This window comes from Bradyrhizobium lablabi (assembly GCF_001440475.1).
In the GTDB taxonomy this organism is placed as follows: domain Bacteria; phylum Pseudomonadota; class Alphaproteobacteria; order Rhizobiales; family Xanthobacteraceae; genus Bradyrhizobium; species Bradyrhizobium lablabi.
Window position 1 is genome coordinate 276697 of record NZ_LLYB01000134.1, and the last position, 20974, is coordinate 297670.

Below are 20974 nucleotides of genomic sequence, written 5' to 3' on the forward strand. Positions count from 1 at the left end.
AGTGCGACATGGATTGCTTCGTCGCTTCGCTCCTCGCAATGACGGAGTCCGCTAACCCGTCGTGCGCTCGAACAACTGCCGGATCAGCGTCGTGATCCTGCCCTTCGGCGACATCATCTCGTACATGATCGTAAAGTGGTCCGCGCCAGGGATTTCCTCATATGTCACCGGCAAGCCGTATCGCGCGCGGTGGCCGGCGAAATCGGCGGTCTGCTTGCGCAACAGCGGCAGCTCGGCGCTGCCGACCACCAGCGACAGCGGTTTTGGCGGGCCGCCCTCTTGCATCATCGGCGAGTTGCGGCGCGAAGTCGCCTCGTCGGCGCGCAGTTTCTCGTTGAGATAGGAGTGGCGGATCGGTTCGAGATCGTAGATGCCACTGATGGCCATGCCCGCCCTCACCTTCGGGTGCGACAACGCCATCGAGGTCAGGTGCCCGCCGGCGGACCAGCCCGATACCACGATGCTTCCAGCAGCGGCGCCAAGCGCCGGCAATTGCCCGGTGAGGTAATCGATACCGGCGTGGATTTCGGCGACGATCTCGTCGAGCGCAGCCTCCGGCGCCAGCGTGTAGCCGATCAGCGCGACATTGATGCCGTGCGCCATCGGCCCTTCCGCCACGACGGTGAAGACTTCTTTCGCCCGCGCCTGCCAATAGCCGCCATGAATGAACAGGAGCGTTGGCGCATTGTCGGCGGCTTTCAGGAAATCGATCCGGTTGCGCTCGCGCGGGCCGTATCGCAGGTCGATATGGCCAGGAAAACGCTTGCGCATGTCGGCGGAGCGCTGCTCCCAGCCGGCCACCATCTCGACGCTGCCGGATACGGCAACGCCGTTATTGAGGCCGAGGTCGAGCGCCTCCCGGCTCAGGGAGCGCCAGTCCAGCGCGGAAAACAGTGTCGTCATGCAATATCTCCGGTCGGCCACAACGTGAGTGCGTTTCCACTTTGCCGGAAAATGTTCTACAGCACCATCGGCGATCCAAGAAACGGAGATAGCGAAGTGGCAGATCAGGGGCTGGTGCGTGAGACGGCAATTGCCATTGTCGGCAAGCTGAAGGCGGGCGAGGTCACGCCCCTCGACCTGCTCGACGTGCTGGAGAAACGCATCGCCGAGGTCGACGGCAAGGTCAACGCGCTGCCGACACTGTGCTTCGATCGCGCCCGCAAGCACGCCACTGCGCTGATGGAAAAACCGGCAGCCGAGCGCGGCCTGCTCGCCGGCCTGCCGATCCCGATCAAGGACCTGACCAATGTCGCGGGTGTCCTGACCACGCAGGGCTCGCCGATCTACAAGGATGCGATCCCCACCAAGTCGGACATTCTGGTCGAGCATCTCGAAAACAATGGCGGGGTGATCTACGCCAAGTCGAACACGCCGGAATTCGGCGCCGGCGCCAACACGTTCAACGAAGTGTTCGGCCCGACCCGCAATCCCTGGGACACGTCGCGCTCCGCCGCCGGCTCTTCGGGCGGCGCAGCGGTCGCGCTTGCGACCGGCACCGCATGGTTGGCGCATGGCTCTGATATGGGCGGCAGCTTGCGCAACCCCGCGAGCTTCTGCGGCATCGTCGGTCTGCGCCCGAGCATCGGCCGCGTCGCGCACAGCCTGGCAGCCGCGGTCGACCGCAATCTCGGCGTCCAGGGTCCGATGGCGCGCAATGTCGAAGACCTCGCACTGCTGCTCGACGCCATGAGCGGCGAGCATCGCGGCGATCCGCTGTCGCTGCCGGTGCTGCCGACGTCGTTTCTTTCGGCCGCGCGCTCCGGCGGCAAGCCGAAGCGCGTCGCCTATTCGCCCGATCTCGGCATTACGCCGGTCGACCCTGAAGTCGCCGCCGTCACCCGCAAGGCGGCGCAGCGTTTCTCGGAAGCCGGAGTCATCGTCGAAGAGGCCCATCCGGACCTGCGCGAGGCCCATGAATGCTTCCACGTGCTGCGCGCGTTCGATTTCGCGCTCTCCAAGGCGGCGCTGCTGCGCTCCAAGCGCGACCTGCTCAAGCCGGAAGTGATCTGGAACATCGAGGAAGGTCTCAAGCTGACGGTCGAGCAGATCGAACGCGCCGAAGCGCAGCGCGTCGCGATGACCGCGCGCACGCTGGAATTTTTCGACAAATACGATCTGTTGTTGGCGCCCGCGACCATCGTGCCGCCCTTCCCGGTCGAGAACCGCTACGTCGCCGAATGCGCCGGCAAGAAGTTCGACAATTACGTCGAATGGCTCGGCATCGTCTATGCGATCACATTGGTGTGTTGTCCCGCGCTGTCGCTGCCCTGCGGTTTCACTGCCTCCGGCCTGCCGATTGGATTGCAGGTGGTGGCCCCGCCACGCGGCGAAGCGCAATTGCTCGCGGGCAGCAAGGTGCTGGAGGATATTCTGGGCGTGCGCGGCACGACACCGATCGATCCAAGGGCGCCCAAGTAAGCGCGATCGTCAGGACACCGTCTCCATCCGGCCCAACGCTCTCCGTTTTGTGATCGGGGAACCTGGCATAGCCCGTCGTCGTTTCCCGCCGTTGTGCGGCGAATTGATCCGGGACAAAGGGATCGTGCATCGCCCTTTGGAGACGGATCATGACCGATCAAGCCATCAAATCCGCCGACGACCATTTCGACATCCAGGATGTGGAGCGGCGGATCAAGGCGATCTTCATCGGCTCGATCGGCAATCTCGTCGAATGGTATGATTTCTACGCCTATACCGCGTTCGCGCTGTATTTCGCGCCGGCCTTTTTTCCGAACAGCGATCCCGTCGTCCAGCAGCTCAACGCCGCGGTGCTGTTCGCGGCGACCTTCCTGATGCGGCCGCTCGGCGGCTGGCTGTTCGGCTTCATCGCCGACCGTTATGGCCGGCGGCTGTCGCTGACGCTTTCCGTCGTCTGCATGTGCTTTGGCTCGCTGATCATCGCGGTGACACCGACCTACGCCACCATCGGCTTCGCCGCCCCCGCCATTCTGGCGCTGGCGCGCATCATCGAGGGCTTGAGCCTCGGCGGCGAATACGGCGCCAGCGCGACCTACCTGACCGAGGTCGCCGATCCCAGGCATCGCGGATTCTATTCAAGCTTTCAGTATGTGACCCTGATCGGCGGGCAACTCACCGCCATCATGGTGCTGTTGCTGCTGCAGAAGGTGTTCCTCACGCCGGATCAGCTGAAGGACTGGGGCTGGCGGATACCCTTCGTCATCGGCGCACTGCTTGCAATCTTTGCCGCCGTCATGCGCCGCAATCTGCACGAGACCGATGCGTTTGAGGAAGCGAAGAAGCTGACAAAGCCGACCGGCTCGATCCGCGGGCTTCTGAAATATCCGCGCGAATTGTTGCTGGTGGTCGGCCTTACCGCCGGCGGCACGGCCGCGTTCTACACCTTCACCACCTACATGCAGACTTTTGTAAAACTCTCGGTCGGCCTCACCGAGGACCAGACCACGACCGTGATCTTCGGCTCGCTGATCTTTGCGACCCTGCTGCAGCCGATCTATGGCGCCCTCTCCGATCGCATCGGCCGCAAGCCGCTGCTGATCTTCTTCGGGGCCGCCGGCACGCTGGCAACAGTCCCCATTCTGACCACACTGAAGGAAACCAAATCGCCGTTCACGGCCTTCCTGCTGATCTGCGCCGCCTGGATTTTCGTCGCCGGCTATACCTCGATCAACGCGGTGGTGAAGGCCGAACTATTCCCGACCAATGTCCGCGCACTCGGCGTCGGCCTGCCCTATGCCATCACGGTATCGCTGTTCGGCGGCACCGCACCCGCGGTCGCGCTCTATTTCAAGACGATGGGGCATGAGGACTGGTTCTACTATTATCTCAGCGGCATGATCTTCCTCTCACTCCTCATCTATGCGACCATGCGCGACACCAAGCATGCGTCCGCCATGCATCGCCACGAGTGACTGATTCAGATGGACAACGAGAACGAGCCGCCGCCGGAGAGCAAGCTGACGCGCAGCAAGGCACGCTGGGCGCGCGAAGGAAAATTCCTCACGGGAAAGATCTCGCGGCCTGAGGAAATGCGTCTGCCGCCGGGCCAGCACCTGACCCGGGATTGGCCGACGCTCGATCTCGGGCTGACGCCGAACATCTCGCGCGAGCGCTGGCGGCTCGACGTCTACGGTGCGGTCGAACATCCGATCTTCTGGGATTTTGCCCAGTTCACCGCGCAGCCGCAGAGCAAATTCGTATCAGACATTCACTGCGTCACGACCTGGTCGCGCTACGACAATCAATGGGAGGGATTGGCGACCCGCGATCTCCTTGAGGCCTGCCGGCCGCGCCAGGAAGCCCGCTTCGTCGTGCTGCATTCGCATGACGGCTACACCACCAACCTGCCGCTGGAAGATTTCGCCGCCGAGGACGCGCTGCTGGCCCATGGCTGGTCCGGCGCCCCGCTGGAGCAGGAGCATGGCGGCCCGGTGCGCCTCGTCGTGCCGCATCTTTATTTCTGGAAGAGCGCAAAGTGGCTGCAAAGCATCGAGTTTCTCGAACACGACGCGCCCGGCTATTGGGAAGTCCGCGGCTATCACAACCGCGGCGACCCCTGGCTGGAACAGCGCTATTCCAGCGACTGACGCAACAACACCAAGCGAGGAGAACGCCTGTGCCGACGGAACGCTTCCAATTCACCGGCGAAGGCGGTCATCAGCTCGCCGCCGCGCTGGATATGCCGGATGGACCGGTGCACGCCTATGCGCTGTTCGCGCATTGCTTCACCTGCGGCAAGGATGTGCTGGCCGCCAAGCGCATTGCGACCGCGCTGGCTGCACGGGGCATCGCGGTGCTGCGGTTCGATTTTACGGGCCTCGGCTCCAGCGAAGGCGATTTCGCCAACTCGACCTTCTCTTCCAACGTCGCCGACCTCGTCCGCGCCGCCGTTCATCTGCGTGAAACCCGCGGCGCGCCTGCGCTCCTGATCGGGCACAGCCTCGGCGGCGCCGCGATCCTTGCCGCTGCGGGGCAGATCCCGGAGGCCAAGGCGGTCGTGACCATCGCCGCGCCTTCCGATCCCGTGCACGTCACGCATCTGTTTAGGGATCGCATCGAGGACATCCGCGCGCAGGGCAAGGTAGAAGTTCAGCTCGCCGGACGGCCGTTTCACATCAAGCGCGAATTCCTCGACGACATCGCCGAGCACAGCCTGGCGGTGCACATCGCAAAACTTCACAAGGCGCTGCTGGTCATGCATTCGCCGACCGACGACACGGTCGGGATCGACAATGCGACGAAGATCTTCGTCGCGGCTAGGCACCCCAAGAGTTTCGTTTCACTATCGGGCGCGGATCATCTGCTGAGCGGTAAGCGCGATGCCGCCTATGTCGCCGGCATCATCGCCGCCTGGGCCGAGCGCTATATCGAGCCCATTGCCGCGCAGCCTGCGGCGGCAAGCGAGGCGCCGCGCAATGTCGTGGTGCGCGAAACCCGCAACGGCAAGTTCCAGCAGATCGTCACCGCAGGTCCGCATGAGATGCTGGCGGACGAGCCGCTTGCCGCCGGCGGCCAGGATACCGGACCGGGCCCCTATGATTTCCTGCTCACCGGCCTTGGCGCCTGCACGTCGATGACGATGCGGATGTATGCCGACCGCAAATCGCTGCCGCTGGAGCGCGTCACCGTGACGCTGAAGCACAGCAAGATCCACGCGAGGGATTGCGAGGAATGCGAAACGCGGGAGGGCATGCTGGATCAGATCGACCGAGTGATCACAATCGAAGGCGCGCTCGATGCCGACCAGCGCGCGCGGCTGATGGAGATCGCCGACAAGTGCCCGGTGCACCGGACGCTGAAGTCGGAGATCCGGATCGTGACGAAGGCGGCGGATTAAGCCGCTGCCAGCGGGCGGACGCGCAGTGCGCCACGCAGGCCCGCGGCGGTGCCGACGAGAATGCCGGCGAAGGCAATCAATGACGCCAGCGCCAGCGTGGAAAATCCGGTCAGCCCCTGCCCGATCGAGCAGCCGAATGCCATGACGCCGCCCGCACCCATCAGCGCGGCACCGCCGCCCGAGCGCAGCATGTGGCGCGGCGACTGAAAGCCTTCGAGCTGGAAGCGGCCCGTCAATAGCGCCGTTGCGAGACTGCCGGCGAACACGCCGAACACCGTGACGATACCGAAATTGAGCGTCGAGCCCGTCGACAGCATGACATATTGCAGCGCGTCCGCGATCGGCGCGATGAAGGTGAGCGAAGTCACCGGCACCGGGTTGAAGTCGTCGGCGCCGAGATAGCCGGAGGCAAACCAGCCTGCGGCCACCAGCAGGCCGATCACGAGGCCGGCGGCGATCTGGCCAGGCGACCGCCGGAACGCCTGATGCGCAAAGGCAAAGATGATCAGCGCCGCGGAGATGATCGACGCGGCCAGCATGCGCGCAGCTGTTGCACTCAGGCCCGCGCCGGCGAGCAAGGCCGGCACCGAGTTCGCGGTGGTCGTTGTCTGTGACGCGCCGACCATTGCGATGCGCGACGGCGCGATCAGGCCCTTCAGCGTCATCTGCGCGAAAATCGCCAGCACGACCACCACCACAAAGGAACGGAGATTGCCGCGCCCGAGCAGCACCAGCGCACGCGAGCCGCAGCCGTTCGACAGCACCATGCCGTAGCCGAACAACAGCCCACCAAAGAACATCACCGGCGCGGAGAAGGAAGACTGCAGATAGATCGACTTGCCGATATCGACGAACCCGCCCGCAGCCAGCAACTGCGTCATGGCAACCGCCACGCCAATCGCCAGCGCGTAGCTGCGCACCAGCCGGCCATCGCCCTCGGCCCAAAAACCCCTGAGGCTGCTGAGCAGGCAGAATCCGCTCAACAATCCCACCGATCCATAGACGAGGCCGATCAATAACCCGCTGACCACGACGATATTGGCACTGTCCAGCACTGGCGTTTCCCTGTTCCCTCGCGGCCGATCCAGCCGTCACCGCTCACATAGGACGCAATTTCAGCGGTTGCTAATATGTTGGAAAGGTGCGCCCGTCCACGGACTAACGATCCAGAGAATGAATTGATCGCCGACATCGCCGACGACAGAACAAAATCGCTGCCTCCAATTGGCGGACGGCAGGTTTATTCCCCATGAAAAAATGATGGAATCCCGCGCCTGCAGCGAATGCCTGTCTTCAAGGCCGCAGGATCACCCGGTCCCGCGATGAGCCGGCCACCGCGATGAAGGCAGCCTTCGCCTGTTCCAGCGGATAGATTGCACTTGACTTGATCGGGAACGGCTTGAGATGGCCGCCGGCAAAGCCGGGAGCGAGTTCGCGCAGCACCGTCCCTGTCGCGACCGAGGACAGACCGAGCGTATCGATGCCCACATAAGTGTGCTGGCCGCGATAGAACTCCAGAATGTTGAACTGCACGATGCGATCGACCGCCGCGATCAGGATCTGCCGGCCGCGCAACGCCAGCGATTGGTGCGCGGCCTGGAAGTAGGGATCGCCCACCGTGTTAAACACGATATCGGCGCCCTTGCCGCCGGTGAGTTCGCGCACGCGCGCCGCGACATCGGTCGCAGAGGCATCGATGACCTCCACCTTTGAATTGGCGTGGCCTTCGTAAGCCTCGGCCTTGCGCACGACGCCGATCACACGCGCGCCGTGCCAGGTCGCGATCTGCACCGCCGCCTGCCCGACCTTGCCGTTGACGCCCATCACCAGCACGGTCTCGCCCGCTTTCGGAATGCCGGCGCGGCGCAGTCCTTCCATTGCGGTAACGAAGGGCACGCCGATACCGGCGGCCTCTTCCCATGAAATGCTTTTCGGCTTCTCCACCACGGCATCAAGCTCGACCACGAGATGCGAGGCATGCGTGCCGTCCCGGCGAATGCCGAGATCGCCGGAGGAGCCGAACACTTCACGCCCGATCCACCCCTGCGGCCCATCGATCACGACCCCCGCATAGTCACGACCGGGCGTGCGCGGAAAGACGGCATAGGGCATCAGCCCGGTCGCCGCCTTTACGTCGGATGGGTTGACGGCCGCGGCCCTGACCTCGATCAGCAGATCGTTTTCGCCACGTGAGAGCGCGTGCGCTTCGATCACAGGCGCGAGTGAAGCGGCGTCGGTGACCTTCGCCGGCAGGCGGACGCAGCGGGCCTGGACTGATTGGCTATCTGACCTGGAAGCCGGCTTCACGATATCCCCGGATGGCTTGAGCGCTATTCGGCGGCAGATAGCCGCGTGGCCCATGACTAGCCGACCGGCCGTTTAGTGCAAGAGGCTTGTCAAATTTCCGTCGGCTTCGGAGGGTGCCGCGACCTGCGCGCGGAAAGTTCTTTCAAGGCCGTGAAGTCACCTCGAATGAAAGCCTCCTTCTTCGCCCGGCTCCATTTCTTCAACTTGCGCTCATTCTCTATGGCATCGGTCACCCGATCGAACCATTGTGAGAAAACCAGCGTCACGGGCAGTCTAGTGCACGTGTACCCGTCAAACGTCCCTGCTTTGTGCTGGGCAATCCTTATTTCCAACGCCGTTCGCGTCGTTCCAATGTAAAAACTCCCATCGGCGCAGCGGACGATGTAGAGAAAGGCTCCTTCCGTCATTCCGGCCTCTGTATCATTCGCTCCAACTCCTCATCCTGAGGAGCTTGCGTAGCAAGCGTCTCGAAGGATGCAGGCCCGCCTGTGGCCTCATGGTTCGAGACGGCGCTTCGCGCCTCCTCACCATGAGGGGAGAAAACTAGGCTTTCGGCCGCTTGTCGTAAACCCGTTTCGCCTTGCCGAGCGAACGTTCCAGCGTGTTCGGCGCGACGGCCTTGATGCGAGCGGTGATGCCGATGGTGTTCTTGATGAAGACCGCGACCTTTTCGGCGTGCGGCAGCAGCCCGCTGCCGTCCCAGCTTTCGGGGCGGGCTTCGGCAAGCACGGTCATCTCGTCCATCCGCCCCTCGCGCGTCAGCTCGATGATGAAATGGCCGCCGCACCAGTCGGTGGCGAGCAGCGCTTCCTCGATCTGGGTCGGGAACACGTTGACGCCACGCAGGATGATCATGTCGTCGGACCGGCCGGTCACCTTCTCCATCCGCCGCATGCCGGGGCGCGCGGTGCCGGGCAGCAATCGCGTCAGGTCGCGGGTGCGGTAGCGGATGATCGGAAAGCCCTGCTTGGTCAGCGAGGTGAACACCAGTTCGCCCCTCTCGCCGTCCGGCAGCACCGCGCCAGTCTCGGGATCGATGACTTCAGGGTAGAAATGATCCTCCCAGATATGCAGGCCGTCCTTGGTCTCCACGCATTCCTGCGCGACGCCTGGGCCGATCACTTCCGACAGCCCGTAGATGTCGGTCGCGTCCATGTCAAAAGCCTGTTCGATCTCGGCGCGCATCGCGTTGGTCCAGGGCTCGGCGCCGAAGATGCCGAACTTCAGCGACGATTTTCTGGGGTCGAGGCCCTGCCGCTTGAATTCGTCGAGGATAGCCAGCATGTAGCTCGGCGTCACCGTGATGATGTCGGGCCTGAAATCGTTGATGAGTTGCACCTGACGCTCGGTCATGCCGCCGGAAACCGGCACCACGGTGCAGCCGAGTTTCTCCGCGCCGTAATGCGCGCCGAGGCCGCCGGTGAACAGGCCATAGCCGTAGGCATTGTGAATGATCATGCCGGTGCGACCGCCGGCGGCGCGGATCGACCGCGCCATCACCTCCGACCAGACGTCGATGTCGCCTTGCGTATAGCCGACCACGATCGGCTTGCCGGTCGTGCCTGAGGACGCATGAACACGGACGAGTTTTTCGCGCGGCACCGCGAACATGTTGAAGGGATAGTTGTCGCGCAGATCGGTCTTCACCGTGAACGGGAATTTGGCGAGATCGGAAAGCTCTCTGAAATCGGACGGATGCACGCCGGCCGCATCGAACGCCTTCCTGTAATGCGCCACATTGTCGTAGGCGTGCTTGAGCGACCAGGCGAGGCGCTTCGTCTGCAGCGCCATGATCTCGTCGCGCGAGGCGCGTTCGGCCTCGTCCAATTCAGCGCTGTAACCGCTTCCGCTGGATTTCAATTTTGCCATGGCCATGGTGCGTTCCCCTTGGTCTGTATTCTTAACCGGCATCGTTGCCCGCATCCGGCAGCCATGTGCCGGCGATGGTGCGGGAATGGCCGCGGAACTCGGCGATCACGACGTCGCCGGCGGTAACGCGAACGTCATAGATGCCGGAACGGCCGTTACGCGAAATTTCGCGCGCGGTCGCGACCAGCACGTCGCCGAGCTTGCCCGGCCGGATGAAGGCGATGTCGCATTGCGCGGCGACGGTGCGCTCATTGCGCGAGTTGCAGGCAAAGGCGAAGGTGGAATCCGCGAGGAGAAAAATGAAGCCGCCATGGGCGATACGCTGGCCGTTGACCATGTGCGGCTGCACCGTCATCGTCAGCGTCGCGAAGCCGGGTTTTACCTCGACAATCTTCATGCCGAGGCCCTTGCTGGCGTCGTCTTCCTTCCACATCGCATCCGCGCAGGCGCGGGCGATCTCGTCCGGCGAAAGCGCGACGTTCATAGCTGATAGCCCGCTCTGCGAGACGGTTCCACGACGTTCTCTCCCTGTGCGTACGGGCTTGTTTTCAAGCCTCGTTAGTCCAAACCCTCATCCTGAGGAGCCCGCTTAGCGGGCGTCTCGAAGGATGCAGGCCACAGACGGGCCCGCATGGTTCGAGACGCGCTTCGCGCTCCTCACCATGAGGGAAACAGTCTGTCACACATGATCGTAATCCACCACGACCTTGTCCGAACACGGCCGGGCCTGGCAGGTCAGGATGAAGCCTGCCTTCAATTCCCACGGCTCCAGCGAATAATTGAGCTCCATCTGCGCGTCACCCTCGACCAGCTTGGCGCGGCAGGTCGAGCACATGCCGCCCTTGCAGGCGAACGGCAGATCCATGCCGGCGCGCAAGGCGGCATCGAGGATGGATTCCTCCTCGGCGACCGGCACCTCGCGGCGCTTGCCATCGATGATCAGCGACGCCATCGCCTTGGGCGGCGCGGACGTCTCGATAACTTTCTTCGGACGCGGCTTGCCGCCGAACTCCGAGACGAAGCGCTCGACGTGAATGCGATCATCAGCGATCCCAATCTCGCGGCAGGTCGCCTCGATGTCTTCGCTCATGCCCATCGGGCCGCAGATGAAGACGTGATCGACGCTTGCCGCCGGCACCAGCGAACGCAGCAGCACGCGCACCTTTTCGCCGTCGAGCCGGCCGTGCAGGATCGGAATGTCCTGCTCCTCGCCCGAAATGACGTGGAACAGCGACAGCCGCTGCATGAAGCGGTCCTTCAACTCCTCCAGCTCTTCGAGGAACAGCATGCTCGTGGTCGAGCGGTTGCCGTAGAACAGGAAGAAGCGGCTGCTCGGCTCGCGCGCCAGCACGCCCTTGACGATCGACAGGATCGGCGTGATGCCGCTGCCGGCGGCAAAGCCGACATAGACCCGCGCCTCCGCGGGCGCATGCGCGATGCCGAAACGGCCGGTCGGCGTCATCACATCGAGCTCGTCGCCGGCTTTCAATTCATCCGCGGCCCAGTTCGAGAACGCGCCGCCATCGACCTTCTTGACGGCAATGCGCAATTCGCCGTCGTCGGGACCGGAGCAGATCGAATAGGACCGGCGCACTTCCTCGCCGTCCATCGTCGTGCGCAAGGTGAGGTATTGGCCGGGCGTAAAGCTGTAGTCGCCCTCCAGCTCCTTCGGAATGACGAATGTCATCGACACGGCGTCAGCGGCTTCGCGGCGAAGATCGTTGACGGCCAAGCGGTGGAAACGTGGGGCGTGGGACATCAGTGTTTTCCCACCGTCATTGCGAGCGCAGCGAAGCAATCCACACCTTCTCTGCGGCTCGATGGATTGCTTCGCTTCGCTCGCAATGACGGCATAGAGGGCCTCAATGACACTTGAAATAATCAAAGGGTTCACGGCAGGCCTTGCAACGCCACAGCGCCTTGCAGGAGGTCGAGCCGAACTCCGACAGCAGCTCCGTATTCCCGGAACCGCATTGCGGGCACGATACCTGCTGCTCTCCGAACAGCGCGCGGCGCGAACTCGACGCTTGCGGCGGCGCGATGCCATAGGCACGCAGCTTGTTGCGGCCGTCCTCGCTCATCCAGTCGGTGGTCCAGGCCGGCGACAGCACGGTTCGGATGGTCGGCCGCCCGATACCGGCGCGCTCCAGCGCCAGTTCGATCTCGAGCGCGATCATGTTCATGGCAGGACAGCCCGAATAGGTCGGCGTGATCGCCACCTCGACGCGGCCGTCACGAACCCTGACATCGCGCAGCACGCCGAGATCGGCGATGGTGAGCACGGGGATTTCGGGATCGACCACCTGCGCGGCCACCTCCCAGGCACGCCGGCGCAGATCGGTATCGCTGAGAACCGCCGTCACCATGTCGCCCCCGGAAACGTCCGCTGCATCGATTGCAACTCGCTGAGAAGATGGCCGAGATGCTCACTGTGTCGGCCGCTGCGGCCGCCCTGCTGCATCCAGTCGCTCTTCGGTAGCGCGAGCGTCGCCTCGCTGACGACGCTGGACACCGTTTTGAGCCACTGCGGGTGCAACGCTGCCGGATCAACCGCAATACGGGCGTCGATCAGGCCGCGCTCGCTGTCATCAACGGCGAACATCTCGCCGGTGAAAGCCCAGAGTTCATCGATGGCCGATTGCGTCCGGCGGTGGCTTTCCTCGGTACCGTCGCCGAGGCGGACGATCCACTCCGAGGAATGGCGGACATGATAGGCGCTTTCCTTTTCCGATTTCGCCGCAATCGCCGCCAGCGTAAGATCGCTGGAGCGCATCATCGCGCGCCAGTAGAGATCGGCAAAGGTCGCATAGAAGAACTGCCGCACCATGGTGCGCGCGAAGTCGCCGTTGGGTTGTTCGAGCAGCAGGAGATTGCGGTACTGCCTGACATCGCGAAGGTAGGCGAACTTGTCCTCGTCGTTGTCCCTGCCCTCAACCTTTGCGGCGTAGGAATAGAGTTCGCGGGCCTGACCGAGCAGATCCAGTCCCATATTGGCGAGTGCCATGTCCTCTTCCAGCATCGGCGCATGGCCGCACCACTCCGACAGGCGATGGCCGAGGATCAACGCATCGTCGGCGCGGCGCAGGGTGTAGAGCACCAGCGGGGTTTCGGAGACGGAGATGTTGGCGACGGTCATTTTAGACACCTGCCTGTTCAATCGTCATTGCGAGGAGCGAAGCGACGAAGCAATCCATTCTTCCGTTGCGGCGCGATGGATTGCTTCGCTGCGCTCGCAATGACGGCGTCACATATGCCCGACTTCATCCGGCACGTCGTAAAACGTCGGGTGCCGGTAGATCTTGGATTCCGCCGGCTCGAACATCATGCCCTTCTCAGAAGGATCGGACGCCGTGATCGCGTTCGACGGCACCACCCAGATCGAGAGGCCCTCGCCGCGGCGGGTGTAGATGTCGCGAGCGGCCTGCAGCGCCAGCGTGGCGTCGGTTGCATGCAGCGAGCCGACATGCTTGTGCGCCAGCCCGTTGCGGCTGCGGATAAAGACTTCCCAGAGCGGAATGTTCGGCGTCGCCATTATTCGTCTCCCTACTCTGCGGCCTGCAAGGCGGCGCGCTGCTTGCGCTTCTCCGCATAGGCCATCGCGGCCTCGCGCACCCAGGCGCCGTCGTCGTGCGCCTTGCGCCGCGCGGCCATGCGGTCGCGATTGCAGGGGCCGTTACCGGCCAGCACCTGCTTGAATTCCTCCCAGTCGATCGCACTGTATTCCCAATTGCCGGCTTCGTTTTGCTTCATGCCGGGATCGGGAAAGGTCAGCCCGAGGAACTGGGCCTGCGGCACCGTGGCATCGACGAATTTCTGGCGCAGCTCGTCATTGGAGAAGCGCTTGATCTTCCATTTGGTCGAGGTGTCCGAGTGCTGGCTGACCTGGTCGGGCGGACCGAACATCATCAGCACCGGCCACCACCAGCGGTTCAGCGCATCCTGCGCCATCGCCTTCTGTTCGGCAGTGCCGCGACACAGCGTCAGCATGATCTCAAAGCCCTGGCGCTGATGGAAGGATTCCTCCTTGCAGACGCGGATCATCGCGCGCGCATACGGGCCGTAGGAGCAGCGGCACAGCGGGATCTGGTTCATGATCGCCGCGCCGTCGACCAGCCAGCCGATGGTGCCGATATCGGCCCAGGTCAGCGTCGGATAGTTGAAGATCGAGGAATACTTTGCCTTCCCCCCCAGCATCGCGTCGACCAGTTCTTCGCGCGAGGAGCCGAGGGTTTCGGCGGCGGCGTAGAGATAGAGCCCGTGGCCGCATTCGTCCTGCACTTTTGCGAGCAGCGCGGCCTTCCGGCGCAGCGACGGCGCGCGGGTGATCCAGTTGCCTTCGGGAAGCATGCCGACGATTTCGGAATGCGCGTGCTGGGAAATCTGCCGCGTCAGCGTCTTGCGGTAAGCCGCCGGCATCCAGTCGTTCGGCTCGATGCGCTCGTCGGCATCGATGCGCGCCTGAAACTGCGTGGCGCGTTCGGCGTCCTCAATGTGGCGTTCGTCGCCGTCGGACGTATTGAGCGCCTGCGTGTACATGGCGGACCTCCCGGTATTTGTTGGGAGGCAATATATAACAGAAACTACGATATGCAATATAATTCTGTAACATATTTACGGATCGCCGAAGCGCCTCGAAAGTTCCGCGCCGGGCTTCGGCAAGGGGCCGTTTTCGTTGGTGGCATGGCGGTCAAGCCATTGTTCGGACGCGGGAAGCAGCGCGCGATAGATCTCGCCGCACAGCGTCCGGGCGGCCCTGCCCGGCCAGTCCGCAGGCAGCAGCGCCGTCGGCAGCAATGGGTCGCGCAGCACGACGCGGCGGTAATGGTGGATCAGCAGCACGCGCGCGGTAAAGGCGTCGGCTTCCGTCAGCCGCTCGCCACGTCCGATCCACTCCCGCAAGGGAGCGAAGGTTTTCATGAACTTCTGATAGGCGTCGGCGGTGCGATCGAGCGGCCAGCTTTCGCTGAGCAGGCGCCGGCCGCTGTCGTCTTCGGCGGAGACTTCGAGACGGATGGCGCCCGCGGCTTCTTCCGGCACCGGCACGCCCGAGGGCGCCACCCACACCCCCGGCAGCGGACTGCCGAAGCCTGCGTTCTTCAGCGCCTCGCGCGAAGCGTCGCGGTCTTCGCCATTGCCGATCAGCAGCAGTTCGAACCGGCCGGTCCAGTCGGAGGCCGGCGGGCCGTAGATATGTTTCGTTGCGATATCAAAAGTTTGCCGCCCACTCTGCACCAGACGATAGAAGCTGTTGCGGCCGACTTTATTGCGCTCGAACCAACCATCGGCAGTGAGCCGCGACATCGCGGTGCGCACCACGCTGGCGTCGATGTCGAGTTGCTCGAAGAATTCGAGCAACGTGCCGAGCCAGACCGAGCCGCCGCGCGGCACGATGGCATCACCGAACACGGTGATGACGATCGAGCCGGTGCGCGACGGTTCGCGCTTCAACTGCTGGATGATGCGGGCAAGCGGCGGCGACATGCCTCAACGCATAGCGCGTTTTTCGGGAGAGCGACAATGGCGGCCAGCCGGGCTTCATCTTTCGAGACGCCGCTTCGCGGCTCCTCAGGATGAGGGCAACCAGGGAGGTCCTCATGGTGAGGAGCGCGGCAAAGCCGCGCGTCTCGAACCATGGCCGGGAAAAGAAGTCTACCGATGCGGGTTCGGATAGACCAGGCCGCGCCAGCCGCTGCGATCGAACGGCGCCCACTCGCCTTCCGGCTGGGCCAGGCGATCGGCGACCGCGTAGACGACGGCGGGATGATGGCCCATGCCGCAATGGCTACTCTCGACCTCGATGCTCTCCGATGTCGCCGACGTCTTCTCCATGCAGCCCTGCCAGGCGCAGATGCCGTCGGTACGGCTGAAGATGGCGGTAGTCGGCACCGGCGGCGTCGACGACAGCGCGCCGCCGAAACGGGCATCCTCTTCGTCGGCGCGGCGGCCGCTTGCGATCTCGTAGACGCGCCAGGCGTTGGTCGCCTTCGGGCCCGACGCAAACGGGCTGCCGAGCGTGATCACCGAGCGCACGCGCCCCGGCATCATCTTGGCGAGCTGACGCGCGTAGAGGCCGCCGAGGCTCCAGCCGACCAGCGAGACCTTGCGGCCATGCGTGTCGTTCAACTCCTGCACCAGATCGACCATCGCGTCCTGCACGCCGTGGCGCAGGCCGAGATTGCGGCCCTGCCGCCAGCCACTGACGACGTAGCCGCGATTGCGCAGGAAAGTCCGCAGCGGCCGGGTCGAGGTGTCGGAAGCAACGAGCCCGGGCAGCACCAGCACCGGATGGCCGTCCCCGCGCGGCGCGAGGCTCAGCAGCGGCAAGGCGCCGAGAAACGCCCCCAATTCGGAAATGGCACGGCCCTCCAGAAACATCAGGGTCCTGGACGGCGGCGCAAGCGTCTGTGTAGCAACGGACATCATGTCTCCTCTCGGGCTGGCCCCTTACGTCTCGGCAGCCAGGCCACTGGTTCAGTTAGACGCAACGCAGCAGAATCGTTCGCAACGCAACATTGCTCCATAAAAAGCTAGGGAACCGGTTTTGCTCTTGCAAGCGGGCCAGATCACACTTGGGAAAAGTAAAAGCGTTGACGTGATGAATTAGTCACAACAGCCGCAGCAGGTATTCGAGCGTGTAAAGCGCCAGCCCTGCAAGCCCGCCGATCAGCGAGCCGTTGAAGCGGATGTATTGCAGGTCGCGGCCGATATTGATCTCGATCAGCGAGATCAACTGCCCCATGTCCCACGACTTGACCTGATCGGAGATGAAGGTCGAGACGCCGCTCTTCTGTTCGGCGACGACGGTTCGCAGCACCGCCACGAGACCCTGGTTGATTTCGGCGCGCAGTTCGGCGTCGCTGGCCAAGGCCTCGCCTGCTGTTACGAACATGCGCACGAGATACTGCTCCAGCACCTGCGTCTCGCCCGAGGCGCTGCGCTCGAAGAACGAGCGTACGTTCGCCCAGATGTGGCGCGCAAGGCCGGCCAGTTCGGGCCGCGCCAGCAGATCGCGCTTCAGGCCGGCGATCTTCTCGGCATACACCGGATCGGTGCCGAGGCGGTCGACGAAGGTCAGCACCATGCGGTCGAACTCGCCGCGGAACGGATGGGCGGGATCGTTGCGGACTTCCTCGAAGAACGCGGTGGCGGAAGCCACGATCTTGTTCACCAGAAACTTGTCGGCGCGATAGAGTTTTAAGAGCGTCGGCAATTCCGCGCGGATTTTTTCGCGGATCATCGCCATCGTCTCGGCCTGCGTCATCGTCTCATGCACGCCGCGCAGGAGATCGTCGAGCAGACCCTGATGACGGCCTTCCTTCACGAACGTACGCAAGGTGCCGGCGGCAAGCGGCGCCAGATCGATCGCCATCAATTGCGCCGTGATGCGGCGGCTCACGAAGGTCATCAGGCCGGAATTCTCGGTCGCCGCCACCGCCTCGGGCAACAGCCGCAGCGCAAAGCGCGCAAGATCCTGGCTGCGTTTGCGGTCGCGCAGCCAGTCGGCAATGAACGAGCCGAAATCGATCTGCCGCAGTTTTGCTTCGACGGGCGCGGCTTCGAGGAAATGCTGCTCGATGAATTCGCCGAGCTTGTCGGCTATGCGGTGCTGGTTGCTCTGGATGATCGCGGTGTGCGGGATCGGCAGGCCCAGCGGCCGTTTGAACAACGCCACGACCGCATACCAGTCGGCGAGGCCGCCGATGGTCGCCGCTTCCGCAAAAGCTGCGATGAAGCCGAATACCGGATGTACCGGCACCAGCGCCTTCGCGCCGAGAAAAACGACAAACGTCGCCGCCAACACTCCTGTCGCCAGCAACTTCACGCGCCGCAACTCGGCGGCGCGCGCGGCGTCGCCGGGCGTGTCGATGACGAAGGTGGCGGGAAGCGTCATGACGGCTTTCGAAGGAGATTCGCGCCTGCGTCAGCCTACTCCGTCATTGCGAGCGCAGCGAAGCAATCCACCTCACCTCGGGCGGAAAGCTGAGGTGGATTGCTTCGTCGCTTCGCTCCTCGCAATGACGGAGGAGGATGCAGCATTGATCTATGCCGACGCCCGACAAAAAGAAGGCCCGCCTAAGCGGGCCTTCGAATTGAGCAGTTGTCAGGCGATCGCGATCAGGCGGTCTTGGAATAGACCTTGGAGAAATTGTCCTGTGCGGTCTTGGCACCGTCGGCGACGAGCTTGCCGAGATACTCGCTGGAGGCCTTCGCCCGCGAGACGAGCACTTCGCCACGCGCACGGACCAGGTCCGACTGGATCTGGGCGGCTTCGCTCAGCGACTTGGCCGAAGCGAGCTTGTCGATGCCGGCGAAGAACGCTTCCGCGTCCTGGTACAGCGCCTGCTGGATGTTACGGCTGATCTTGGCGGCCTCGGTGACCGAACCGGCAACGGCGGTCTCGATCGCGGCGGTGACCTTCTCGGAACCGGCGTGGAAGTCGGCAGCGCGAACCTTCGCGGTCTCGGCCTGCTTCTTCACGAACTCACGGGCGGCTTCCGGAACTTCCAGGTTCTGGAGCTTGGTGAACGCCTCGGTGACGGGCGCGAAGGCTTCCTTGACGGTGTTCAGCACGGAATTGGTATCGGTGGTCATTGGGGGTCTCTCCATCCTCAGGTTTGAGCAACGGGGCTCACCCCGTCCGGTTTGGCCCGGGGCACGAGTGTTGTGCCATAGTTAATGGTGCGTCGCAACATCAATGTTGCATCGCGATATCACGAAATCGTGAGGAGCCCGCCAAATGAGCGCTTTGCCGAGCGAACCGGCAAAAGTTCCACTTTAGTCTAAGGCCGGAGCTTGGCCGGCCTACTTTGCATGGGGTTGTTTTGCGAGTTTTTGTCCGGGCGGTGTCCGGTCGGTCAGTGTCCGGGCGGTGCCCGCCCGGTCAGTGCTGGACCGCCCCCGGCAACCCGTAGGCCTCCATCTGGGCCCGGACCTGCGCCACATTGTGCCCGAGGACGACGATGTCGTGCTTCTTGCCGTCGACGTCCCGGACATGGTCCCGCAGCAGCGCCTCGGCCTTGAAGCCCAGGCTTTCGAACAGTGTGATCGCCGCCTGCTGGTCGACCGTCATCTGCACCGTCAGCCTTTCCAGCCCGGCCCCAAGCGCCAGCGCAAAGGTCTCCTGGGAGAGCGCCCGGCCGACCCCCTGCCCGCGGACATCAAGCGACACCACCATCCTGATGCCACCGACATGGGGCGACCAGGAATGCGGGTCGCAAACCAGCGTGCCGCAGCCGACCACCGTCCCGTTCTTTACCGCCAGCAGGCTCGTGATGGCGCCGCGCTCGATCTCGTTGACCCAGGCCGACAACACCTTTGGCTGGCTGATATTGCGCGGCAGGAACAGCAGATCATGCGTCGGAAGCTTTTGCGCAAACGCCAGCACGGCCGGCTCATCGGCGCGGGCCATCAGTCGAAATTCGATGTCGCCCGCGTCGGTCTTGACGTGGCGCGGATAGGAACGTGTCTCGCTCATGTTGATCTCTTACCTAGCCAGGAATCCAGTTTCGGCCACAGCCGCTTGATGGCGTTGGCGCCGGCGACGACGCTGACGTGACCGCCCTTCAGCACCACCTCTTCCTTGTCCGATGAGCCGATCTTGACGATCAGATGCTTGGCGGCGTCATAGGGCACTATGTGATCGTGCTCGGCGACCGCATGCAGGATCGGCACCTTGATGTTGGCAAGCTTCGCCTCGCGCCCGCCGACCGTCATGGTGTCGTTGTAGAGCTTGTTGTCCCACATCAGGTCCTTGGTGATGGCGCGAAAGTACTCGCCGGCCAGCGGCAAGGTATCAGTGCCCCAGCGATCCATCATCCGGTAGGCTTTGACGTATTCGTCATTCCAGATGTTGTCCCAGAGCTGTACCTGGCTCGCGACGCGCGAGCCCGGCCGCAGCATCTCGAACGACTGCAGGATCAGTTCGGGCGGCATGTTGCCGGTGGTGTCGATCAGGCGGTCGACATCGAAATAGCGGCGGTCGGAGAAGTTCGAGAACAGCTTCATCTCGCGGAAGTCGATCGGCGTGGTGAAGCAGATCAGGTTCTTCATCGGCCCGTCGTGGAAGATCGAGCCGTACAGCAGCGACAGCACGCCGCCGAAGCAATAGCCGATGATGCTGACGTCCTTTTCGCCGGAATCCTGCTGCACGCGACGGATGCAGTCCGGAATGAAGTCGAGGACGTAGTCCTCCATCCGCAAGCTTTTCTCTTCCGGCTTCGGCGCGGTCCAGTCCAGCATGTAGACGTCGTAGCCGCGCTTCAACAGAAACTCGATGAAGCTCTGGCCGGGCACCATATCGAGGATGTAGCCGCGGTTGGTGGTGGCCATCACGATCAGGATCGGCACGCGGTAGATTTCATCCGCGATCGGGCGGTAGTGGTAAAGGTTCATGGTGCCGCGGACGGCCAGGATGTCCTTTGGCGTCGAGCCGAGCGAGGGACCGGACGAGGAAAAATATTCGACGCCCTTGATGCTGCGCTGGATCGCGCGCTGCACCTCGGACTGGACCCGCTCTGAGATGGAAGCGAAATCGAGGCCGGTGGGAGCGTTCATTTTTGCTCTCCCTCCGATGGCGGACGCTTGGTGCGCGGCGGTCGCGGCGTGCCGGAGCCGCTCTCCGGAGCGAGCGAGTTATGGTGCACCTGCTGCAGCAGCACCTTGATCTCGTTGAGCTGGCCTTCGATGGCCTGGATGCGCTCGGCCATGCCGACCATCTGCGCCCGGCTCGGCAGGTTCATCGCCAAGAGATATTTTTCCATCAGCTCGCCGAGCTGCTTCTGCGCGCCCGCCGTCGCGCCGCCGACCTGGTTCATCGCTCGCGAAAATTCAGGCGACGCCATCGCCTGGTTGGCGAAGGAGTTGAACCCCTTCTCCATCTCCCCGATCATCGTCTGCCAGATCACGGCAGGATCGTTGCCTTTGTCGGCCATAGGCGCCCTCTCCCTCACGGTTACGAGCGCTTGCCACGCTTCGCTTGTA

The 20974-nt window shown here is 63.5% G+C and carries 22 protein-coding genes; 4 read left to right on the plus strand and 18 right to left on the minus strand.

What is annotated here, in order from left to right:
* Positions 1–51: 51 nt before the first annotated feature.
* Positions 52–903, minus strand: a complete 852-nt coding sequence (locus tag CQ14_RS40865) for an alpha/beta hydrolase (protein WP_057863387.1) — start codon at positions 901–903, stop codon at positions 52–54.
* Between the two features lie 51 nt (positions 904–954).
* On the opposite strand from CQ14_RS40865, the gene CQ14_RS40870 reads away from it, so the two are divergent.
* The 4 genes from CQ14_RS40870 to CQ14_RS40885 all read left to right on the plus strand — a co-directional run bounded on the left by CQ14_RS40870 (position 955) and on the right by CQ14_RS40885 (position 5818).
* Positions 955–2421, plus strand: a complete 1467-nt coding sequence (locus CQ14_RS40870; RefSeq protein ID WP_057863388.1) for an amidase — start codon at positions 955–957, stop codon at positions 2419–2421.
* A gap of 149 nt (positions 2422–2570) precedes the next feature.
* On the plus strand, positions 2571–3893 hold the full coding sequence (locus CQ14_RS40875; protein ID WP_057863389.1) for an MFS transporter: 1323 nt from the start codon (positions 2571–2573) through the stop codon (positions 3891–3893).
* Between the two features lie 9 nt (positions 3894–3902).
* Positions 3903–4568 carry a sulfite oxidase-like oxidoreductase gene (locus tag CQ14_RS40880; protein ID WP_057863390.1) on the plus strand — a complete coding sequence of 222 codons (666 nt, stop codon included), beginning with the start codon at positions 3903–3905 and terminating at the stop codon, positions 4566–4568.
* A 29-nt stretch (positions 4569–4597) separates the two neighbouring features.
* Positions 4598–5818, plus strand: a complete 1221-nt coding sequence (locus CQ14_RS40885) for a bifunctional alpha/beta hydrolase/OsmC family protein (protein WP_057863391.1) — start codon at positions 4598–4600, stop codon at positions 5816–5818.
* On the opposite strand, the gene CQ14_RS40890 is transcribed toward CQ14_RS40885, so the two are convergent.
* The 17 genes from CQ14_RS40890 to CQ14_RS40970 form a co-directional block, all read right to left on the minus strand.
* Positions 5815–6873: a YeeE/YedE family protein gene (locus CQ14_RS40890; RefSeq protein WP_199805742.1), complete on the minus strand. Its 1059-nt coding sequence runs from the start codon at positions 6871–6873 to the stop codon at positions 5815–5817. The two genes, CQ14_RS40885 and CQ14_RS40890, sit on opposite strands and share 4 nt — an antisense overlap.
* A gap of 238 nt (positions 6874–7111) precedes the next feature.
* On the minus strand, positions 7112–8125 hold the full coding sequence (locus CQ14_RS40895) for a quinone oxidoreductase family protein (RefSeq protein ID WP_057863392.1): 1014 nt from the start codon (positions 8123–8125) through the stop codon (positions 7112–7114).
* Between the two features lie 89 nt (positions 8126–8214).
* Positions 8215–8532: a GIY-YIG nuclease family protein gene (locus CQ14_RS40900; protein ID WP_057863393.1), complete on the minus strand. Its 318-nt coding sequence runs from the start codon at positions 8530–8532 to the stop codon at positions 8215–8217.
* A 136-nt stretch (positions 8533–8668) separates the two neighbouring features.
* The gene (gene paaK / locus CQ14_RS40905; RefSeq protein WP_057863394.1) at positions 8669–10000 is read right to left on the minus strand and encodes a phenylacetate--CoA ligase PaaK; all 1332 of its coding nucleotides are present in this window, start codon (positions 9998–10000) and stop codon (positions 8669–8671) included.
* A gap of 25 nt (positions 10001–10025) precedes the next feature.
* Entirely contained in the window at positions 10026–10478 is a 453-nt protein-coding gene (gene paaI, locus CQ14_RS40910) for a hydroxyphenylacetyl-CoA thioesterase PaaI (RefSeq protein ID WP_057863395.1), read from the minus strand.
* 195 nt (positions 10479–10673) lie between these two features.
* Entirely contained in the window at positions 10674–11753 is a 1080-nt protein-coding gene (gene paaE, locus CQ14_RS40915; RefSeq protein WP_057863396.1) for a 1,2-phenylacetyl-CoA epoxidase subunit PaaE, read from the minus strand.
* A gap of 103 nt (positions 11754–11856) precedes the next feature.
* Complete coding sequence (gene paaD, locus CQ14_RS40920; RefSeq protein WP_057863397.1) at positions 11857–12360, minus strand: 1,2-phenylacetyl-CoA epoxidase subunit PaaD; 504 nt, start codon at positions 12358–12360, stop codon at positions 11857–11859.
* Entirely contained in the window at positions 12354–13130 is a 777-nt protein-coding gene (gene paaC, locus CQ14_RS40925; protein ID WP_057863398.1) for a 1,2-phenylacetyl-CoA epoxidase subunit PaaC, read from the minus strand. The genes paaD and paaC overlap by 7 nt, the downstream gene beginning before the upstream one ends.
* Before the next feature lie 108 nt (positions 13131–13238).
* The gene (paaB, locus tag CQ14_RS40930) at positions 13239–13526 is read right to left on the minus strand and encodes a 1,2-phenylacetyl-CoA epoxidase subunit PaaB (protein WP_027539035.1); all 288 of its coding nucleotides are present in this window, start codon (positions 13524–13526) and stop codon (positions 13239–13241) included.
* 11 nt (positions 13527–13537) lie between these two features.
* On the minus strand, positions 13538–14530 hold the full coding sequence (gene paaA / locus CQ14_RS40935; protein WP_057863399.1) for a 1,2-phenylacetyl-CoA epoxidase subunit PaaA: 993 nt from the start codon (positions 14528–14530) through the stop codon (positions 13538–13540).
* A 75-nt stretch (positions 14531–14605) separates the two neighbouring features.
* Positions 14606–15475, minus strand: coding sequence for a phenylacetic acid degradation operon negative regulatory protein PaaX (gene paaX, locus CQ14_RS40940; RefSeq protein WP_057863400.1), 870 nt, complete (start codon positions 15473–15475; stop codon positions 14606–14608).
* Positions 15476–15643: 168 nt separating this feature from the next.
* The gene (locus tag CQ14_RS40945; protein WP_057863455.1) at positions 15644–16414 is read right to left on the minus strand and encodes an esterase/lipase family protein; all 771 of its coding nucleotides are present in this window, start codon (positions 16412–16414) and stop codon (positions 15644–15646) included.
* Between the two features lie 184 nt (positions 16415–16598).
* Positions 16599–17885 carry a DUF445 domain-containing protein gene (locus tag CQ14_RS40950; RefSeq protein WP_057863401.1) on the minus strand — a complete coding sequence of 429 codons (1287 nt, stop codon included), beginning with the start codon at positions 17883–17885 and terminating at the stop codon, positions 16599–16601.
* A gap of 224 nt (positions 17886–18109) precedes the next feature.
* Positions 18110–18586 carry a phasin gene (locus CQ14_RS40955; protein ID WP_057863402.1) on the minus strand — a complete coding sequence of 159 codons (477 nt, stop codon included), beginning with the start codon at positions 18584–18586 and terminating at the stop codon, positions 18110–18112.
* A 289-nt stretch (positions 18587–18875) separates the two neighbouring features.
* Positions 18876–19469: a GNAT family N-acetyltransferase gene (locus tag CQ14_RS40960; RefSeq protein ID WP_057863403.1), complete on the minus strand. Its 594-nt coding sequence runs from the start codon at positions 19467–19469 to the stop codon at positions 18876–18878.
* Positions 19466–20548 (minus strand): alpha/beta fold hydrolase, encoded by a 1083-nt coding sequence (locus tag CQ14_RS40965; protein ID WP_057863404.1) that lies wholly within the window; start codon positions 20546–20548, stop codon positions 19466–19468. The genes CQ14_RS40960 and CQ14_RS40965 overlap by 4 nt, the downstream gene beginning before the upstream one ends.
* Complete coding sequence (locus CQ14_RS40970; RefSeq protein ID WP_057863405.1) at positions 20545–20925, minus strand: hypothetical protein; 381 nt, start codon at positions 20923–20925, stop codon at positions 20545–20547. The genes CQ14_RS40965 and CQ14_RS40970 overlap by 4 nt, the downstream gene beginning before the upstream one ends.
* Between the last annotated feature and the right edge of the window lie 49 nt (positions 20926–20974).

What these genes read in the sequence shown, in the direction of transcription:
- CQ14_RS40870 (WP_057863388.1), top strand. Translation starts at nt 955, where the DNA reads ATGTTCTACAGCACCATCGGCGATCCAAGAAACGGAGATAGCGAAGTG.
- paaD (WP_057863397.1), bottom strand. Translation starts at nt 12,360, where the DNA reads ATGGTGACGGCGGTTCTCAGCGATACCGATCTGCGCCGGCGTGCCTGG.
- paaK (WP_057863394.1), bottom strand. Translation starts at nt 10,000, where the DNA reads ATGGCCATGGCAAAATTGAAATCCAGCGGAAGCGGTTACAGCGCTGAA.
- CQ14_RS40875 (WP_057863389.1), top strand. Translation starts at nt 2,571, where the DNA reads ATGACCGATCAAGCCATCAAATCCGCCGACGACCATTTCGACATCCAG.
- CQ14_RS40945 (WP_057863455.1), bottom strand. Translation starts at nt 16,414, where the DNA reads ATGTCCGTTGCTACACAGACGCTTGCGCCGCCGTCCAGGACCCTGATG.
- CQ14_RS40960 (WP_057863403.1), bottom strand. Translation starts at nt 19,469, where the DNA reads ATGAGCGAGACACGTTCCTATCCGCGCCACGTCAAGACCGACGCGGGC.
- paaX (WP_057863400.1), bottom strand. Translation starts at nt 15,475, where the DNA reads ATGTCGCCGCCGCTTGCCCGCATCATCCAGCAGTTGAAGCGCGAACCG.
- paaI (WP_057863395.1), bottom strand. Translation starts at nt 10,478, where the DNA reads ATGAACGTCGCGCTTTCGCCGGACGAGATCGCCCGCGCCTGCGCGGAT.
- CQ14_RS40965 (WP_057863404.1), bottom strand. Translation starts at nt 20,548, where the DNA reads ATGAACGCTCCCACCGGCCTCGATTTCGCTTCCATCTCAGAGCGGGTC.
- CQ14_RS40950 (WP_057863401.1), bottom strand. Translation starts at nt 17,885, where the DNA reads ATGACGCTTCCCGCCACCTTCGTCATCGACACGCCCGGCGACGCCGCG.
- CQ14_RS40880 (WP_057863390.1), top strand. Translation starts at nt 3,903, where the DNA reads ATGGACAACGAGAACGAGCCGCCGCCGGAGAGCAAGCTGACGCGCAGC.
- CQ14_RS40970 (WP_057863405.1), bottom strand. Translation starts at nt 20,925, where the DNA reads ATGGCCGACAAAGGCAACGATCCTGCCGTGATCTGGCAGACGATGATC.
- paaC (WP_057863398.1), bottom strand. Translation starts at nt 13,130, where the DNA reads ATGACCGTCGCCAACATCTCCGTCTCCGAAACCCCGCTGGTGCTCTAC.
- CQ14_RS40865 (WP_057863387.1), bottom strand. Translation starts at nt 903, where the DNA reads ATGACGACACTGTTTTCCGCGCTGGACTGGCGCTCCCTGAGCCGGGAG.
- paaB (WP_027539035.1), bottom strand. Translation starts at nt 13,526, where the DNA reads ATGGCGACGCCGAACATTCCGCTCTGGGAAGTCTTTATCCGCAGCCGC.
- CQ14_RS40955 (WP_057863402.1), bottom strand. Translation starts at nt 18,586, where the DNA reads ATGACCACCGATACCAATTCCGTGCTGAACACCGTCAAGGAAGCCTTC.
- paaE (WP_057863396.1), bottom strand. Translation starts at nt 11,753, where the DNA reads ATGTCCCACGCCCCACGTTTCCACCGCTTGGCCGTCAACGATCTTCGC.
- paaA (WP_057863399.1), bottom strand. Translation starts at nt 14,530, where the DNA reads ATGTACACGCAGGCGCTCAATACGTCCGACGGCGACGAACGCCACATT.
- CQ14_RS40900 (WP_057863393.1), bottom strand. Translation starts at nt 8,532, where the DNA reads ATGACGGAAGGAGCCTTTCTCTACATCGTCCGCTGCGCCGATGGGAGT.